Annotated in this window: 15 protein-coding genes and 2 pseudogenes; 6 read left to right on the top strand and 11 right to left on the bottom strand. The window is 60.9% G+C overall.

Annotated elements, in window-relative coordinates:
* Window positions 1-515: 515 nt before the first annotated feature.
* Together AOA62_RS31825 and AOA62_RS20140 are read right to left on the bottom strand one after the other, a co-directional pair.
* Window positions 516-638: pseudogene (locus AOA62_RS31825) on the bottom strand (serine protease); the annotation flags it as partial.
* A gap of 141 nt (window positions 639-779) precedes the next feature.
* The gene (locus tag AOA62_RS20140; RefSeq protein WP_017135376.1) at window positions 780-1001 is read right to left on the bottom strand and encodes a hypothetical protein; all 222 of its coding nucleotides are present in this window, start codon (window positions 999-1001) and stop codon (window positions 780-782) included.
* 163 nt (window positions 1002-1164) lie between these two features.
* On the opposite strand from AOA62_RS20140, the gene AOA62_RS20135 reads away from it, so the two are divergent.
* Together AOA62_RS20135 and AOA62_RS20130 are read left to right on the top strand one after the other, a co-directional pair.
* Window positions 1165-3102, top strand: a complete 1938-nt coding sequence (locus tag AOA62_RS20135) for an ATP-dependent DNA helicase RecQ (RefSeq protein WP_099549515.1) — start codon at window positions 1165-1167, stop codon at window positions 3100-3102.
* A gap of 23 nt (window positions 3103-3125) precedes the next feature.
* Window positions 3126-3557, top strand: a complete 432-nt coding sequence (locus tag AOA62_RS20130; RefSeq protein WP_017135378.1) for a thioesterase family protein — start codon at window positions 3126-3128, stop codon at window positions 3555-3557.
* 157 nt (window positions 3558-3714) lie between these two features.
* Here the strand turns inward: AOA62_RS20130 and AOA62_RS20125 are convergent, their stop codons facing one another.
* From AOA62_RS20125 to fdhD, 3 genes are all read right to left on the bottom strand, one after another.
* Window positions 3715-4194 carry a YMGG-like glycine zipper-containing protein gene (locus tag AOA62_RS20125; RefSeq protein WP_017135379.1) on the bottom strand — a complete coding sequence of 160 codons (480 nt, stop codon included), beginning with the start codon at window positions 4192-4194 and terminating at the stop codon, window positions 3715-3717.
* A 327-nt stretch (window positions 4195-4521) separates the two neighbouring features.
* On the bottom strand, window positions 4522-6870 hold the full coding sequence (locus tag AOA62_RS20120; protein ID WP_017135380.1) for an FdhF/YdeP family oxidoreductase: 2349 nt from the start codon (window positions 6868-6870) through the stop codon (window positions 4522-4524).
* Window positions 6867-7706 carry a formate dehydrogenase accessory sulfurtransferase FdhD gene (gene fdhD, locus AOA62_RS20115; protein ID WP_017135381.1) on the bottom strand — a complete coding sequence of 280 codons (840 nt, stop codon included), beginning with the start codon at window positions 7704-7706 and terminating at the stop codon, window positions 6867-6869. Before fdhD ends, AOA62_RS20120 begins: the two co-directional genes overlap by 4 nt.
* Window positions 7707-7940: 234 nt before the next feature.
* Here fdhD and lysM point away from each other — a divergent pair, with 234 nt between their 5' ends.
* Complete coding sequence (gene lysM, locus AOA62_RS20110; RefSeq protein WP_017135382.1) at window positions 7941-8381, top strand: peptidoglycan-binding protein LysM; 441 nt, start codon at window positions 7941-7943, stop codon at window positions 8379-8381.
* Window positions 8382-8535: 154 nt separating this feature from the next.
* Here the strand turns inward: lysM and yrfG are convergent, their stop codons facing one another.
* The gene (gene yrfG / locus AOA62_RS20105) at window positions 8536-9198 is read right to left on the bottom strand and encodes a GMP/IMP nucleotidase (RefSeq protein ID WP_099549514.1); all 663 of its coding nucleotides are present in this window, start codon (window positions 9196-9198) and stop codon (window positions 8536-8538) included.
* 87 nt (window positions 9199-9285) lie between these two features.
* On the opposite strand from yrfG, the gene nudE reads away from it, so the two are divergent.
* Window positions 9286-9852 (top strand): ADP compounds hydrolase NudE, encoded by a 567-nt coding sequence (gene nudE / locus AOA62_RS20100; protein ID WP_017135384.1) that lies wholly within the window; start codon window positions 9286-9288, stop codon window positions 9850-9852.
* Window positions 9849-10685, top strand: a complete 837-nt coding sequence (cysQ, locus tag AOA62_RS20095) for a 3'(2'),5'-bisphosphate nucleotidase CysQ (RefSeq protein ID WP_017135385.1) — start codon at window positions 9849-9851, stop codon at window positions 10683-10685. Before nudE ends, cysQ begins: the two co-directional genes overlap by 4 nt.
* A 128-nt stretch (window positions 10686-10813) precedes the next feature.
* Here the strand turns inward: cysQ and AOA62_RS20090 are convergent, their stop codons facing one another.
* From AOA62_RS20090 to rfbB, 5 genes and pseudogenes are all read right to left on the bottom strand, one after another.
* Window positions 10814-11269 (bottom strand): thioesterase domain-containing protein, encoded by a 456-nt coding sequence (locus AOA62_RS20090; RefSeq protein WP_017135386.1) that lies wholly within the window; start codon window positions 11267-11269, stop codon window positions 10814-10816.
* A 17-nt stretch (window positions 11270-11286) separates the two neighbouring features.
* Complete coding sequence (locus AOA62_RS20085) at window positions 11287-12672, bottom strand: sigma-54 dependent transcriptional regulator (protein WP_099549513.1); 1386 nt, start codon at window positions 12670-12672, stop codon at window positions 11287-11289.
* Window positions 12669-14477, bottom strand: a complete 1809-nt coding sequence (locus AOA62_RS20080; RefSeq protein WP_017135388.1) for an ATP-binding protein — start codon at window positions 14475-14477, stop codon at window positions 12669-12671. Before AOA62_RS20080 ends, AOA62_RS20085 begins: the two co-directional genes overlap by 4 nt.
* A 65-nt stretch (window positions 14478-14542) precedes the next feature.
* Window positions 14543-14737, bottom strand: a pseudogene (locus AOA62_RS20075) (dTDP-4-dehydrorhamnose 3,5-epimerase family protein); the annotation flags it as partial.
* An 88-nt stretch (window positions 14738-14825) separates the two neighbouring features.
* The gene (gene rfbB / locus AOA62_RS20070) at window positions 14826-15908 is read right to left on the bottom strand and encodes a dTDP-glucose 4,6-dehydratase (RefSeq protein ID WP_017135390.1); all 1083 of its coding nucleotides are present in this window, start codon (window positions 15906-15908) and stop codon (window positions 14826-14828) included.
* Between the two features lie 306 nt (window positions 15909-16214).
* Here rfbB and aguA point away from each other — a divergent pair, with 306 nt between their 5' ends.
* The gene (aguA, locus tag AOA62_RS20065; RefSeq protein ID WP_099549512.1) at window positions 16215-17321 is read left to right on the top strand and encodes an agmatine deiminase; all 1107 of its coding nucleotides are present in this window, start codon (window positions 16215-16217) and stop codon (window positions 17319-17321) included.
* Window positions 17322-17547 lie beyond the last annotated feature (226 nt).

The following is a 17547-nucleotide window of genomic DNA, read 5'->3' as shown; positions in this document are numbered from 1 at the left end:
AATAAGAATGAGGAGCGAGCCCCAAGAGCTGTAGTCGACCATCGTTGAGTCCTTTCGATGTTCACGGTTTTTGCCGGGACAGTTGAGAGGTCACTAGTTTCGGTCATGTGAAGGGAGGTTATGTAGAGGGCTTGGCAGGTGTTTTGATCAGTTTGGGAAGAGGACTACACGGTGTTTGTCTGCTTCCCACAAAGCTTTCCGGAATTTTCGGTTTGACAGTGATTTTTTGGCAACACCCAGCCAATGTGGGAGCCGGGCTTGCCCGCGATGGCGGTGTGTCAGGCAATATTTCCCTGCCTGACACACCGCCATCGCGGGCAAGCCCGACTCCCACAGGTTTCCTGATCGTTCCCCCGCTCCTGCGTGGGAACGCCTCCCGTGACGCTCTGCGTCACCAATGCCCAAGCTTAAAGCCGTGCGCGGAGGTGGGACGCGGAGCGTCCCGGGCGGCATTCCCACGCAGAGCGTGCGGAACGATCAGTCAGAACGGCTTCAAGGGACGGCCATCGCCAATCCTACAGACGCGAAGCCGCATCCAGGTCCATCAACCCGCGTCCGTAGGCTTCGCTGTTGGCATAGATGCCCGTCCGATTGGCGGTGCTGAGCAAGCGTTCGCGAACCTGCTGCGGGGTCATTTTTTAGATCGTTCCCACGCTCCTGCGTGGGAATGCCTCCCGTGACGCTCTGCGTCACCAGTGCCCAAGCTTAAAGCCGTGCGCGGAGGTGGGACGCGGAGCGTCCCAGGCGGCATTCCCACGCAGAGCGTGAGGAACGCTCAGTCAGGACGGGGTCATGGGACGGTCGTCGCCAGACTGCATGGAGATCAACTGGGCATAGAGGGTGGATGCCTTGACGATAGGCAGTGCATTTGCGGAGAAGTATTCGGGCGTTTCAAAGGCATGCACGGCCAGTTGCTCGGAGGTGGGTTTCGGCGGCGTTGCACAGCCCATCAGCAGAAAGGGCATTGCGAGGAGCAAAGAAAACGGTGGCATGCGAGACATTCACGACTCCTTGTCGGGGCTTGTAATCAAGCGTGCTACTGTCTGCATTTTTGCGCGGTCTTGCTGGTTTTCTCTGTATCAGTTTGTAGCGTTTATCCCCGACCGTTTACCGATCGCTGGTCTATGTTTTTGACTCGTTCAGCGGTCAACGGAGTGACAGCTTATGCACAACACCCTCCAACAGGTCTTTGGTTACCCACAGTTTCGTTTGGGCCAGGAGGCCGCGATCAGCGCGGTGCTGGCCGGTCGTTCGGCTGCCGCTATTTTCCCCACTGGTTCCGGCAAGTCTTTGTGTTATCAGCTGTCGGCGGTGCTGTTGCCGCACCTGACGCTGGTGGTGTCGCCGCTGTTGGCGCTGATGCAGGACCAGTTGGGTTTCCTGCAACGCCATGGCATTTGTGCTGGCAGTATCGATTCGGCGCAGAGCCGTGAAGATGCCAATGAGGTGATGGCCCGCGCGCGTTCGGGTGAGTTGAAGATTTTGATGATTTCCGTGGAGCGCTTAAAGAACGAGCGCTTCCGTAACTTCCTGCAAAGCGTGCAGATTTCCTTGTTGGTGGTGGATGAGGCGCACTGTATTTCCGAATGGGGCCACAACTTCCGCCCGGACTATCTGAAACTGCCGGACTACCAGCGCCAGTTCAATATCCCACAAGCGCTGCTGCTGACGGCTACAGCCACGCCCAAGGTGATTGCCGACATGCAGGCCAAGTTCGCCATTGCGCCGGATGATGTGATCACCACGGGCTTCTACCGGCCCAATCTCAACTTGTTGGTAGAGCCGGTGAGCGGCCACGACAAACGCCGGCGCTTGGTCGAGTGGATGAGCGCGCGGGCCAATCAGCCGAGCATCGTTTACGTCACGTTGCAAAAAACCGCCGAGCAGATTGCCGAACACCTGAACCGCAATGGCATCCAGGCCGAGGCGTATCACGCCGGGTTGCCCCACGATAAACGCGAAGGTATCCAACAGCGTTTCATGGGCGGGCGCTCCAATTGCATTGTTGCCACCATCGCGTTCGGCATGGGCATCGACAAGAGTGATATTCGCAACGTGGTGCACTTCGACCTGCCCAAGTCTATCGAGAACTACAGCCAGGAAATCGGCCGCGCCGGGCGTGATGGGCAGCCGTCCGATTGCCTGGTACTGGCCAACCGCGACAGCCTCAATGTGCTGGAAAACTTTGTGTATGGCGATACGCCAGAGCAGGAGGGCATTCGCCGTGTACTGGAGGAGTTGCAAGCGGCGCGAAGCGAAGGCCAGTGGGAGTTCCTGCTGAGATCGCTGTCGGACCACAGCAACATCCGCGAGCTGCCGCTCAAGACACTGCTGGTGCAGTTGGAGCTCAAGGGTGTGATCGCACCGCGTTATGCGTTTTACGCCGAATACCGCTTCAAATACCTGATCGAGCCCGAGGCGTTGCTGGCGCGGTTTTCCGGCGAGCGGCAGCAGTTTGTCGCGGCGATCATCCAGGTATGTAAACGCGCCAAAACCTGGGCGACGGTGGATCTCGATGCGCTGTACCAACAGCACAATGCCGAGCGCAGCCGGGTGGTGAAGGCGCTGGACTACTTCCAGGAACAGGGCCTGATTGAGCTGGAAAGCAAGCAGATGACCGAGGTCTACAGCCTGCTCGATACTGACTTTGATCCACGGGTGCTGAGCGCCGAGTTATACACAGGCTTCAAGCACCATGAAGTGACGGAAGTGGCGCGGATCCACGCCATGCTCGAGCTTTTTGCTACCGAGCATTGCCTGGGGCAGCGTTTGGCCAAGTACTTTGGCGATGAAAATGCCCCTCTACGCTGCGGGCATTGTTCGGTATGCCACGGCCACGTCGCACATTTGCCGCCGCCGCCGAGTTTGCCGCCACTTGTGGATAAAAACTTCATGGGGCTGTGCGGTGATTTTATCCACAGGCATCATGAACACACCACGAACCTGCCAGAAGCGGAACGGCTGGCGCGGTTTCTCGGCGGTATCAGCGTGCCGCTGTTTACCAAGCTGAAGGCGCGGGGCATACCGGGTTTTGCTGCGCTGGAGGACTACCCATACGCCGAGGTGCGTGAGTGGGCGCAAGCCCACCTGAATGACCTGTAAACCCACTTTCCAGAGAACCGCCCATGCCTGACTCAATGCCGCAACGCGCCGACTACCGTCACTTCCAGCCGATCATCACGCGTTGGCACGACAACGATGTGTATGGCCATGTGAACAACGTCACTTATTACAGCTTTTTCGACACGGCGGTGAATACCTACCTGATTGAAGAAGGTGGGCTGGATATTCATGACGGTGAGGTGGTGGGGTTTGTGGTGAGTTCGGCGTGCGATTATTTCGCCTCGATCGCGTTTCCGGATCGCCTGGATATCGGCCTGCGGGTTGGAAAGCTTGGTAACAGCTCGGTGCAATATGAGTTGGCGGTGTTCAAGGCCGGCGAGGACGAAGCCAGTGCGGCGGGGCGCTTTGTGCATGTGTTTGTGGATCGGGCATCGAACCAACCGGTGGCAATTGCGGGGAAGTTGCGCGAGGCGTTGGAGCGGTTGGTGGTATGAGACCCTTTTTCATGCAATGAAAATCAAATGTGGGAGCTGGCTTGTTGGGTCGCCGCATCGCTGCGATAGCGGTGGGTCAGGATTAGATGTGCGTCCTGACCCACCGTTATCGCAGGCAAGCCAGCTCCCACAGGGGGCCAGCTGTGTTCTTTAGAACTTACCGATGACGGTAGTGGTGCTTGTTCTTGCGATGCCCGTAGGCATGCCCGCGTCCACGGTGGTCATCACGGTCATAACGACGGTTGTCACGCCCGCGGTAGCGGCGGTCGTCGTCATCGCTCTTGTTGCCCATGTAGTTGCCCAGCGCGCCACCTGCACCACCGCCGGCTGCTGAGCCGACCAGTGCGCCGGTGCTGCCGCCCATGCTGCGGCCCACGACGTTGCCGCCGGCTGCGCCCAGTGCGCCACCAATGGCGGCTTCGCCACGGCTGCGTCTATCGGCACCCACCGCACTGCCGCCTGCGCCACCCAAGGCTGCGCCGATGGTGGAACCTGTGTTGCCGCCCAACTGCTGGCCGACAACCGAACCTAGAACCCCGCCCAATGCGCCGCCCACACCGGCTTCGGTGGTGCCACCGGCCATGGCTGCGCCACTGACCAGGCCAAGGGACAACAAGAGAATCGAGGAGAACTTCATAGAGAGACCTCAAGAGGATGACGGCGCGATCCTGAGGTTGTATCGAGGCGCTGACAATCGAAAACCGACCGGCGGTAGAGGTTGTATACAATTTGCTAAGTTGCTGTTTTGTATAGGGAACTTAAGTCAATTTTGTGAGTCTTTAGCTACTTCGGAAGGGCCGCTTTTATGCAAAAGCGGCCTTTTTTTGTGCCTGAGTAAAACTGCCGGCATTGTTCTCTTGTGGCGAGGGAGCAAGCTCGCGCTGGGTTGCGCAGCGACCCCAACATTATTACGGTCGCTACGCACCCGAGCGGGAGCAAGCTCCCTCGCCACGATGGGCTCTGCTTAGGCTGAACGGGCCATGATCAAGCCACTGTCGCTCGCCGCTTCCAGGCAAATCGCCACGAACTTCGACGTCGGCGTATGGCTGCCATCCCCGGTGCTTTCCAGCGGCACCAGCGGGTTCACTTCCGGGTAGTACGCCGCCGCCTGGCCCGCCGGAATATCAAACGCCAGCAAGGTAAAGCCCTTCACGCGGCGCTCGCGGCCATCTTCCCACAGCGACACAATGTCAGCCTTCTGACCCGGCTTGAAGCCCAGGCGGATGATGTCGGCTTCGTTGACGAACAGCACGTCACGCTGGCCTTTGACCCCACGGTAGCGGTCGTCCAGGCCATAAATGGTGGTGTTGTACTGATCGTGGGAACGCATCGATTGCATGATCAGGTCCGGCACCCGCCCTGTGGCGTGGGTGCGTTCGTGGATCAGGTCTTTGGGCAGCACGTTCGGGCGGAAATTGGCGCGGCCCGACGGCGTGTTCCAGCGGCGTGCACCGGCGGAGTTGCCCAGGTAGAAACCGCCTGGGTGTTTGATGCGTTCGTTGAAGTCCTTGAAGCCTGGGATGGTATCGGCGATCAAGTCGCGGATGCGCCCGTAGTCGGCCACCAGCCAGTTCCAGTCCACCGGCTTGCTGCCCAACGTGGCGGCGGCAATCCCGGCCAGAATCGCCGGCTCGGACTTCATCAGCTTCGACAGCGGCTGCAACTGGCCATTGGAGCCGTGCACCATGCTGAACGAGTCTTCCACTGTCACGGCTTGCGGGCCGTCGGCCTGGATATCGATGTCGGTACGGCCCAGGCACGGCAGGATCAGCGCGTCTTTGCCGTGCATCAGGTGGCTGCGGTTGAGTTTGGTGCTGATCTGCACGGTCAGGTCGCAACTGCGCAGGGCTTCAAAGGTGCGCGGGCTGTCTGGCGTGGCTTGGGCGAAGTTGCCGCCCAGGCCGATAAACACCTTGGAGCGGCCTTCGAGCATGGCGTGGATCGCTTCGACCACGTTGTGGCCATTGGTACGCGGCACCTGGAACTGGAAGCGGCGCTCCAGCGAATCCAAAAACGCCACCGGCGGGCGTTCGTTGATGCCCATGGTGCGGTCGCCCTGCACGTTACTGTGGCCGCGCACCGGGCACAGCCCGGCGCCTGGGCGGCCGATGTTGCCGCGCAGCAGCATCAGGTTGGCGATTTCCTGGATGGTCGGCACCGAATGGCGATGCTGGGTAATGCCCATCGCCCAGCACATGATCACGTTTTTGCCTTTGGCGTACATGCGCGCCGCTTGCTCGATCTCGACCAGGGTGAGGCCGGACTGCGTGACGATTTCATCCCATGGGGTGTCGTCGATCTGGCCCAGGTACTCCAGCACGTTGACGCTGTGTTCATTGAGGAAGTCGTGGTCGAACACCGCCTCTTTGCCTTCGGCCTGGGCCTGGCGTTCCCACAGCAGCAGGAACTTGGCCATGCCGCGCAGGATGGCCATGTCGCCACCCAGTGCCGGGCGGAAGTACGCGGTGTTGGTCGGTTTGTCGCCGTTGGTGAGCATTTCCAGCGGGTGTTGCGGGTGCTGGAAGCGTTCCAGGCCACGCTCTTTGAGCGGGTTGATGCACACCACCTGGGCGCCACGTTTTACCGCTTCGCGCAGCGGCTCAAGCATGCGCGGGTGGTTGGTGCCGGGGTTCTGGCCCCAGACGAAAATCGCATCGGCATGTTCGAAGTCATCAAAGGTCACGGTGCCTTTGCCTACGCCCACACTTTGCGCCAGGGCGACGCCGCTGGCTTCGTGGCACATGTTCGAGCAGTCCGGGAAATTGTTGGTGCCGTAGGCACGCACAAACAGCTGGTACAGGTACGCCGCTTCGTTGCTGGCCCGGCCCGAGGTGTAGAACTCGGCCATGTCCGGGCTTGGCAGGGCGTTGAGGTGCTTGCCGATCAGGTCAAAGGCGGCGTCCCAGCTGATGGCTTTATATCGATCTGTCTCGGCGTCGTAGCGCATCGGCTCGGTCAGGCGGCCCTGGTATTCCAGCCAGTAGTCACTCTGCTCCAGCAGTGCAGTCACGCTGTGCTTGGCGAAGAAGGCCGCGTCCACACGGCGCTTGGTGGCTTCCCAGTTGACCGCCTTGGCGCCGTTCTCGCAGAACTTGACCATGCCGCTTTCCGGCGAGTCGCCCCAGGCGCAGCCAGGGCAGTCGAAACCGCCGTTCTGGTTGGTCTTGAGCATCATGCGCAGGTTTTTCATGGCGTTGTCGCTGGTCAGCCAGGCCTGCGCCACGCTGATCAGTGCGCCCCAGCCGCCGGCCGGGCCTTTGTAAGGCTTGTAGCGCGGAGTCGGGGTTTGGTCGGCTTGGTGATGCAGGCTCATGGCTGGTTCTCCATCGCAGGGCTGTAGACCCGCGGCGCACTTTTCTGCGGCAGGTGGATGAGATTGAGGTTGTGCCGGCGCGCCCATTGCAGGGCCAGGCCGGTGGGCGACGACAGGCTGACCAGGGTCTGGATGCCTGCGCGCAAGACTTTCTGGATCAATTCGAGGCTGCAGCGGCTGGTGACAATGGCCAGGCCGCCGTCGGTCGGAATTTTTTGGCGGATCAGCGCGCCGATCAATTTATCCAGGGCGTTATGTCGGCCGATGTCTTCGCGGCCCATCAGCAACTCGCCCTGGTTATTCATAAAGATCGCCGCATGCACCGCGCCGCTGTACTGGCCCAGGGGCTGAAAGGCGCTGATGCGTTGGCGCAGGCCGTCGAGCCATTCGGCGGGCGGCAAGGGCGCACCGGGCAGCACTTGCAGGTCTGGCAAGGCTTGTTCTACGGCCTCTACGCCGCACAGGCCGCAGCCGCTGGTGCCGGCCAACTGGCGGCGTTGCTGCTTGAGGTTCCAGAAGGCGCGGCTGGAAATCTGTACGTGAGCGTATTGGGCAGAGCCCGTGCCGCTGAGTTTTAGATCATAAATATCGCTAACGTCGGCGATAATGCCGCTGCCGATGCTGAAGCCGACGATAAAGTCTTCCAGGTCGGTGGGCGTCACCAGCATCACCGCCTGGCTGATGTCGTTGTAGGCAATCGCCAACGCCACTTCTTCGGCCAATGCAGTGCTGGCAATTTCAGTGTGTTCCAGATTGCAAAACTGGTAGCTCTGGCTGGCGGCCGGCGCGGGCGTTTCGAGGGCAGGCGCCGCGCAGACTGGGCGCTTGGCGTTCATGGGGCAGTACCACCGAGGGAATGATCAATGTTTAGACTAGGCGCGACAAAGGGTCGCGTCTAATCGGCTGTACTGATCTATTGATAGATGGCGTCGATCAAGGCGCGTGTTGCGGGCTTATTCCTGCCAGCGCGCAGGCTAGCGTGTTTGGGTCTTTGGCGTGCCTGGAACCCAAGACTGCAGGACTGGTCTAGTCTTGGGCATCTGGAACTTAAACCCCAAGGAGAGCGCACCATGAGTATTTTTAGCTTTGTTAAGGAAGCAGGCGAGAAGTTGATTGACCTGTTGACGCCGGGTAATGCCAATGCTGGCGAAGAGTTGAAAAAGCATATCGAAGCGGTAGGGCTGGGTAACCCGAACGTTCACGCCACCGTAGACGGTGACAAGGTGACGATCACCGGTGAAGTTGCCAGTCAGGAAGAGAAAGAAAAAATCCTTCTGGCGGCGGGTAATATCGCCGGTGTTGCCAGCGTGGATGACCAGATTACTGTGTCCGGCCCCGCGGTCACGGCCGCTCGTTTTGTTGTGGTGAAGAAAGGCGACACCCTCAGCGCGATTTCCCTGGCGGTGTACGGCAATGCCAACCAGTACAACAAAATCTTCGAGGCCAACAAGCCGCTGCTTAAAGATGTAAACAAAATTTACCCAGGCCAGACACTGCGTATTCCTGAGTAATACACAGGCATAACTGTGGGAGCAGGTATATGTGGGAGCCGGCTTGCCTGCGATAGCATCACCTCGGTATCACTGATACACCGAGGTGCCTGCATCGCGGGCAAGCCCAGCTCTCACACTGGCCAGCTCCCACATTCACATTCCCACATTTACATTAGAGCCCGGCAATCAGATCTCTGTAATCATCGACTGCCGCAAACTCCCCTGTGTCCTTTGGCCCCTTCTTGCTGTCCGGCTCTTTGACCGCCAGCAAATGCCCCACTCCAAACTCGCGCGCACTGCGCAGGATCGGCAAGGTGTCATCAATAAACAGGCTGCGGGACGGGTCGAACTGGATGTCGGCTTGCAACGCATCCCAGAATTGCCGGTGTTCCTTGGCGAAACCGTAGTCGTGGGAACTGATCAACCGCTCGAAATACGGCGCCAGTTCAATGCGCTCCAACTTCAATGACAGCGAATCACGATGGGCGTTGGTGATCAAAATCACACGCTTGCCGGCCTGTTTGATTGCCGCCAGAAAGGTGTCCGCGTCCGGGCGCAGGGCGATCAGGTGGGCGGTTTCCAGTTTGAGTTCGCGCACCGGAATGTTCAGCTCGGCACTCCAGAAATCCAGGCAATACCATTGCAACTGTCCGGCGTTACGCTCGAACAGCGGCTGCAATTCCATGTCGGCCATGGCCCGGCTCACCCCGTGCAAATCGGCGTAACGCTGGGGCAGGTGCTCCATCCAGAAGTGGTTGTCGAAGTGCAGGTCGAGCAAGGTGCCGTCCATGTCCAGCAGGACGGTGTCGATGGCGTGCCAGGGCAAAGAGGGCATGGGGCGTTCTCATGTAAGTAAAGATATCCGACACAGACAATCGGAAAAGCCACGGTATAGTAACCCGATCACGCCAAGGAGCCGCTTATGCGCCAGAAACCCACCGTCCTCGCCCGCGAAATAGTCGCCAGTAGCCGTTTGTTCCGCGTGGAGGAAGTGCAATTGCGCTTTTCCAATGGCGTTGAACGGACCTACGAGCGCCTGGTAGGCCGCGGTGCCGGTTACGGCGCGGTGATGATCGTGGCGATGATCGATGCCGACCACGCGTTGCTGGTGGAAGAGTACTGCGGCGGTACCGACGAATATGAATTGTCGTTGCCCAAGGGCCTGATCGAACCCGGCGAGGACGTACTGGCGGCGGCCAACCGCGAGCTCAAGGAGGAGGCCGGTTATGGCGCGCGCCAGTTGGAGCACATTACCGAACTTTCCTTGTCGCCTGGCTATATGAGCCAGAAAATCCAGGTGGTGCTGGCCACCGAGCTGTATGAAGAGCGCCTGGAAGGCGATGAACCTGAGCCCATGCGTGTGGAGCGCGTCAACCTGCGCGAGCTGTCGATGCTGGCGCAAAACGAGCAGTTCAGTGAAGGCCGTGCATTGGCGGCCCTGTATTTGGTACGAGACCTGTTGACCCAGCGTGGAGCTTTTGTCGCATGAGCGAACTGTTTTTAGGCCATCCGTTTATTGCCCCTGTGATCGAGCTGGCACGCCAGGCAGGTGAAGTCATCCTGCCGTATTGGCGTGCGGACGTAGCGGTCACCGCCAAGGCGGATGATTCACCGGTGACGGCGGCCGACCTGGCGGCTCACCATCTGATCCTGGCGGGCCTTACCGCTCTGGACCCGAGCATCCCGGTGCTGTCCGAAGAAGACGCCGATATCGACCAGAACGTGCGTGCCGGCTGGCAGCGCTGGTGGTTGGTGGACCCGCTGGATGGCACCAAGGAGTTTATTTCCGGCAGCGAAGAATTTACCGTCAACATTGCGTTGATCGAGCAAGGCCGCGTGGTGTTTGGCGTGGTGTCGATGCCCACCAGTGGCCGTTGCTACTTCGGTGGCGCGGGCCTGGGCGCGTGGCGCTCGGACGTGAGTGAGGCGCCCAAGCAGATCCAGGTACGCCAGACCCCGGCGGCCGGCGAGGCGTTTACCGTGGTAGCCAGCCGCCGCCATAGCAGCCCGGAACAGGAACGCTTGCTCAGTGGCTTGAGCGAAGGTTTGGGTGAGCTGAAATTGGCGAATATTGGCAGCTCGCTGAAGTTCTGCCTGCTGGCCGAAGGCAGTGCCGATTGCTACCCGCGTCTGGCACCGACGTCGCAGTGGGACACGGCCGCAGCCCAGGGTGTGCTGGAAGGGGCGGGTGGTGAGGTGTTGGAGTTGAGTGGTGCGCCGTTCAGCTATCCGGCGCGGGCTTCGTTGTTAAACCCGTTCTTTCTGGCGTTGCCGGCCAAGGCAGCGTGGCGCGAGCGCCTGCTGACCCTGGCCCGTTCTTAAGGCCACAACAGGTCAAAATGTGGGAGCTGGCTTGCCTGCGATAGCGGTAGATCAGTCACTAATGAGGTGACTGTAAGACCGCTATCGCAGGCAAGCCAGCTCCCACAGTTGGTTTTGTGTTGTGACGGTTAGCGGTGCAGGACGTATTGGCCAGTGAAGGCTACAGCCCGCTCCTCACTGCCCTCATTCACAATCCACGTCTCCAACGCCAACCGCGCCCGGCCATAGCGTTTGTACGTCGCCACAAAGCGCTTCCACACTTTGTCTTCCGGCGCCGCGCAAATAGCGATCGCATCCTGAGTCACCGGCAGTGGATAACTGATCTGCCCTTCCTGAATCACGATATGCCCGTCTTCGACACCTTCTTCGCGCAGTTTCAGGTGCAGCCAACCCCACCCCGCCAATACGGCGCCGCAATAGAGGCTGCCGCCAAACATGGTGCTCTTGTGGTTGATATTGGCCTGTAAGGGCAGGTGCAGCTGCAGTTGGCTGTGTTGCCAGCCGAGCACCTTGAGGCCCATTTCCCGGGTGAGGGGGATGTCGTGGTGAAGGATCGATTCCAGGTAGCGGCTGTCGCGGTTCATGGCGGTCTCTTGGCGGGTCATTCGTCGTCGGCGCTGTGGCTGGCGCTGTCGGCGAAGTTCAGGCCGTGCTTGCGCAGTTTGTCGTGCAGGGTTTTGCGCGGGAGGCCCAGGGCTTCGGCGAGGCTGCGCACCGAGCTGTGGGGGCGGGTCAGCTCGGCGGCGATCAGGCTTTTTTCGAACTGCTCGACCTGATCGCTCAAACCGCCAGAGGTTGACGTCAGCACGCCCGCGGCGGGGTTGTCCGCCGTGGCGTCCAGTGCCAGTTCGAGCCCAAGGGCAAAGCGCTCGGCTGCATTTTGCAGTTCGCGCACATTGCCCGGCCAGCTGTGGCGCAACAGCAGGGCACGTTGGCCCGGTTGCAGCTCGTGCAACGGCAGGCCGTGGCGGCTGCTGGCTTCGTCGGCAAAATGCTGGAACAACATCAGTGCGTCTTCACCGCGCTCGCGCAGTGGCGGAATGCGCAGCGGCGCGACGTTGAGACGGTAGTACAAGTCGGCCCTGAAGCGTCCCTGGTCGGCGGACTGGCGCAGGTCTTCCTTGGTGGCGGCGATGATGCGGATATCCAGCGGGATCAGCTGATTGCCACCCAGACGCTCGACCACTCGCTCCTGCAACAAACGCAGCAATTTGACCTGCACATCCAGGCTCATGCTTTCGATTTCATCGAGGAACAGCGTGCCGCCATTGGCGAACTCGAACTTGCCGATGCGGCGTTTCTGCGCGCCGGTAAAGGCGCCCGGCTCATGGCCGAACAGTTCGCTTTCGACCACCGATTCTGCCAGGGCGCCGGCGTTGATCGCCACAAAAGGCCCACTGCGGCGGCTCGACAGGTCATGGAGGGCGCGGGCCACCACTTCTTTGCCGGCGCCGGTTTCGCCGAGGATCAACACATCGGCGCGGGTTGCCGCCAGGGCGCCGATCTGCTCGCGCAAGCGCAGCATCTGCGGCGAATGCCCGACCAGGCGCGTGCTCAGTTGCTGGCGATCACTGAGGGCCAGGCGCAGGCTGCGGTTATCCAGCACCAGGCGGCGCAGGGCCAACGCGCGGCGCACACTGTCGAGCAGGGCATCACTGGCGAACGGTTTTTCGAGGAAGTCATAGGCCCCGGCGCGCATGGCTTGCACCGCCAGCGGCACATCGCCGTGGCCGGTTATCAGCAGCACCGGCAAGTCCGGGTCCTGGCCGTGCAGTTCAGCCAGCAGCTCCAGGCCGTCCATGCCGGGCATGCGGATATCGCTGACCACCACGCCCGGCCAATCGCGGGACAGGCGCGCCGTGAGGCCCGTGGCTTCGCCCAGAGTCAGGACTTTCAGCCCGGCCAGGTCCAGGGTCTGGCACAGAGCCTGACGCAAGTGTGGATCGTCGTCGATCAACACCACCTGGATCTGGTTATCGATACTCATACACTGCGGTCCTCGGACGGTTGCAGACTCACGCCCGGCGAGCCGGCACGCAATTTCAGGGTTAACAGTGCGCCACCTTCCTTGTGGTTGGCGAACAGCAATTCGCCGCCAAAGGCACGCATCAAGGTGTCACAGATCGCCAGGCCCAACCCCAAACCCTGGGTGCGGGTCTTGGTGGTGTAGAACGGCTCGCTGGCGCGGCCCAGGGCTTCCATGCAAAAACCTGGGCCGTTGTCGCGAATGTACAGGTTGACGCCCTGTTCGGTGGTTTGGGCACTCAGCCACAGTTTGCGCGGCGGGCCTTTTTCGGTGAGGGCGTCGAGGGCGTTGGCCAGCAGGTTGCCGAGCACCTGGCGCAGGCGGGTTTCGCCGGCTTGCACCCACAAGGTCGCCTCGGGCAAGTCGCGGATCAACTCGACTTCCATCGAGCGCCGCCGTTTGGCCAGCAACGCCAGGGCATCGTCGAGTGCCGGTTGCAGGGCCACGCTTTCCGGGGCGTGGCGGTCGCGGCGGGCGAAGGCGCGCAAGTGCGCGATGATCGAGGCCATGCGCCCGGTCAGTTCGCTGATCAGCTTGAGATTGCCACGGGCGTCGTTGGTGCGTTCGTGGTCGAGCAGGATCTCGGCGTTTTCCGCGTAGCTACGGATCGCCGCCAGCGGCTGGTTGAGTTCGTGGCTGATACTCGCCGACATGGTGCCCAGCGCCGACAGCTTGCCGGCCTGCACCAGGTCATCCTGGGCGCGCACCAGTTCCTGCTGGGCGTGCTCACGCTCCAGCACCTCCTGTTTGAGGCGGCGGTTAAGGCCTTCGAGGTCGCTGGTGCGCTCGATCACACGCGCTTCCAGTTCGCGGCGGGCCTTGGCTTCGAAGGCGATGCGCTCCAGGTAGTGGCGACGGCGCTGCATCATCAAGCCCAGCAGCAACATCAGCACCAACAGCGTCGCGCCGCCAACGGCCACTACGGTGCGCACCGGGCGATTGATCAGCGAGCGCGGTGCAAGAATTTCCACGGTCCAGCCGGTCTCGGCGATGGCCGTGGATTGGCGCAGCCATGCCGTGGTGCTCAACGCCAGCGGTTGCGGGTCGCGGGTCGGGTAGGGCTGTATGGCGATGATTGCCTGGCGCTCTTGCGCCGTGAGCGGCCGGGTCGCCCGGAAGCGCCATTGCGGGCGTGAGGTGAGGATGACCACGCCGTTGTGGTCGGTCACCAGCAGTTGCTCGGGGGTTTTGCCCCATAGGCTTTCGGTGTGGTCCAGGTCAACCTTCACCACCAGCACGCCAATTATTTTGGCGCCATCGCGTACAGCGGCGGCGAAGAAGTAGCCGCGTTTGGCCGAGGTGGTGCCCAGGCCGAAAAACCGTCCCAGGCGCCCGGCCATGGCTTCGCTGAAATAGGGTCGGAACGAGAAGTTACGGTCGACAAAACTGTCCTGCTTGTCCCAGTTGGAGGCGGCGAGGGTCTTGCCGGTGGTGTCCATCAGGTACATCACTTCCACCCCGGCCTGGGCGGCAACGTCCTTGAGCAGCAGGTTGGCGTTGGTCAGGTTGGCACTGACCTGCGGCGCATCCAGCGCGGTGCGCAGGGCCGGCAAGTCACCGAGGATCTGCGGCAGCACTTCATAGCGGTGCAGGGTGCCGAGGAGGTTGGCGACGTACAGGTCGAGGGTCTGACGGTTTTGCCCGGCGAGTTCGCTGCGGTAATAGCGCTCGGCCAGATGCTCCAGCGGCCACAGCAGCGGTGCCAGGCACAACGCCAATAAGGCGAGGCTGCGCCAGCGAGGTCTACGCGGGAGGGGTGGAGTCATGGGAGTCATGCGCCTGTGGGAACAGGCGCATTATGCCTAGGGCCGGCGTGCAAGGCACTCGCCGGTCATGCAAACAGATCGGCGTCTGCCAATGCCTTGCCGTTCTGATCCTTGGCGGACAAGGTCGGTGCGCCCTCAAACTGCCAGTCAGTCTTGAGTTCCGTGTCGTCCCAGCGAATACAACGCTCTGCCGAAGGCGTGTAGTAATCGGTGGTTTTGTAGAGGAACTCGGCAGAGTCGCTGAGCACCGCAAAACCATGGGGTCGAGGATCAATACTTCGGGCAACTCCGTAGCGATCACACTCATCGGTTGCACTCGCCGGGTGAACAGGTCGTGTGATCAAAACCTTATGCGATCAGGTCTTTTGGGTCGGTATTGCCCAGGCGCTCGCCTTGATAGCTGCCGTCCTGGACCCTGCGGCACCAGTCCAGGTTATCGAGGTACCACTGCACGGTTTTGCGCAGGCCGGTTTCAAAGGTTTCTTCCGGAACCCAGCCCAGCTCGTTTTCGATCTTGCTCGCGTCGATCGCGTAGCGCTGGTCGTGGCCTGGGCGGTCTTTGACGAAGGTGATCAGGTCGGTGAACTTCTCCACACCGGCCGGGCGTTGTGGCGCCAGTTCTTCGAGCAGGCCGCAGATGCCGCGTACCACGTCGATGTTCTTTTGCTCGTTGTGACCGCCGATGTTGTAGGTCTCGCCGACCACGCCTTCGGTGACCACTTTCAACAAAGCGCGGGCGTGGTCTTCGACGAACAGCCAGTCGCGGACCTGCAGGCCGTCGCCGTAGACCGGCAGTGGCTTGCCGGCGAGGGCGTTGAGGATGACCAGCGGGATCAGTTTCTCGGGGAAGTGGAACGGCCCGTAGTTGTTTGAGCAGTTGGTCAGCAGCACCGGCAAGCCATAGGTGCGCTGCCAGGCGCGGACCAGGTGGTCGGAGGCGGCTTTACTGGCCGAATACGGCGAGCTGGGTGCGTAAGGCGTGGTTTCGGTGAACAAGTCATCCACGCCGTGGAGGTCGCCGTACACTTCGTCGGTGGAAATATGGTGGAAACGGAACGCGCTCTTGGCCGGTTCTTCCAGGGTCTGCCAATAGGCGCGGGTGGCTTCCAGCAGGCTGTAGGTGCCGACGATGTTGGTCTGGATAAAGTCCGAGGGGCCATCAATGGAACGGTCGACGTGCGACTCGGCGGCCAGGTGCATGATGGCCTGCGGCTCAAAGCGCGCCAGCACGGAGCTGACGGCGGCCTGGTCGATGATGTCGGCCTGCACGAACTCATAGCGGCTGTTGGCGGCGATGCTGGTGAGTGACTCCAGGTTGCCGGCGTAGGTGAGTTTGTCCAGGTTGAGCACTTCGTGCTCGGTGTGTTGAATCAAGTGACGAACCAGGGCAGAACCGATGAAGCCGGCGCCGCCGGTGATGAGAATGCGCATTCAGAGAGCCTTTTTTCCAAGACAGAGATTAAGCCAGAGCATAGCTTGAGTGGCGCAACGGGGCGGCGCAAGCATACTCGGGTGAAGAAGGGTTGCCTTGATCGCCTGCGCGAGTTGGGTTTCCATAACGCAGCGTGGATTTCTTTGTCGACATGTTGTCGAAGGTGCTCGATGAGCAACTATAGGTAGTCGATTGTTATCGACTAAGGCTTGTCATACTTGTCGGCTATGATCTTTTATCACTTCTAAAGCCGATTTTTATCCGTTATAAAGTCGACCTTCACCCCATTCGGAGTCCTGAACGCCATGACCACCCTGCACAGCACACCTCGCGCCGATGGCTTCTACATGCCTGCCGAATGGGCGCCACAAACCCAAACCTGGATGATCTGGCCCGAGCGCCCGGACAACTGGCGCCTGGGCGGCAAGCCGGCGCAGGCGGCCCATGTGGCGGTGGCCAAGGCCATTGCGCGCTTTGAACCGGTGACCGTCGCAGTGTCTGCCGGCCAGTACGAGAACGCCCGTGCGCGCCTGGATGTGCCCAATATCCGCGTGGTGGAAATGTCCAACGACGACGCCTGGGTGCGCGACACCGGCCCGACCTTTGTGATCAATAACAGCGGCGAAGTGCGCGGCGTGAACTGGGATTTCAACGCCTGGGGCGGCTTTGACGGCGGCCTGTATGCGCCGTGGAGCCGCGATTCGCAGGTGGGCGGCAAGATCCTCGAGATCGAACGTGCGCCGCGCTACCGCACCGAAGGCTTCGTGCTGGAAGGCGGTTCGATCCATGTCGACGGCGAAGGCACCGTGATCACCACCGAAGAATGCCTGTTGAACCGCAACCGCAACCCGCATCTGGACCGTGCGGCGATCGAAGCGGTGCTGCGTGACAATTTGGCGGTGGATAAAGTCATCTGGTTGCCGGACGGCCTGTTCAACGACGAAACCGACGGCCATGTGGATAACTTCTGCTGCTACGTGCGCCCCGGCGAAGTGTTGCTGGCCTGGACCGATGACCCGCAAGACCCTAACTACGCGCGCTGCCACGCCGCCATGGCCGTGCTGCAAAGCAGCACGGACGCTAAAGGCCGCCCGTTCACAGTGCATAAAATGCCGATCCCAGGCCCGTTGTACGCCACCGAAGAGGAATGCGCCGGTGTCGATCCGGTAGACGGCTCGCAGGAGCGTAATCCGACTGTGCGCCTGGCGGGTTCCTACGTGAACTTCCTGATCGTTAACGGCGGTATCATCGCGCCAAGCTTCGACGACCCGCTGGACAGCCAGGCCAAAGAGATCCTGCAGAACCTGTTCCCGCAGCACGAAGTGGTGATGGTGCCGGGCCGTGAACTGTTACTGGGCGGCGGCAATATCCATTGCCTGACCCAACAACAGCCGGCACCGCACAAAAATTGAGTGCGGTTGTAACAGCGTTTGAGTGAACGCCGAGCGCTACTTGTTTATAGCGCTTGCAGCAAGCCCGCAGCCTGGCTAGGTTGCGGGCTTTTTTGTGTCCGAATGCCTATAAACACGGGACATTGGCATAGCTCTTGTATCGGTGTTGCCACAGTGTCCCAAGGTGATGACTGCACAGTTCTGTCACAAACCTTGAGTAAGTTAGCCGCTCACGCAGTAGGAGAGA

Origin of the sequence: Pseudomonas sp. 2995-3, from assembly GCF_002742565.1 — a bacterium.
Lineage (GTDB): Bacteria > Pseudomonadota > Gammaproteobacteria > Pseudomonadales > Pseudomonadaceae > Aquipseudomonas > Aquipseudomonas edaphica.
Note: the sequence above shows the minus strand (reverse complement) of the source record. Positions and strands in the feature narration are given on the sequence as shown.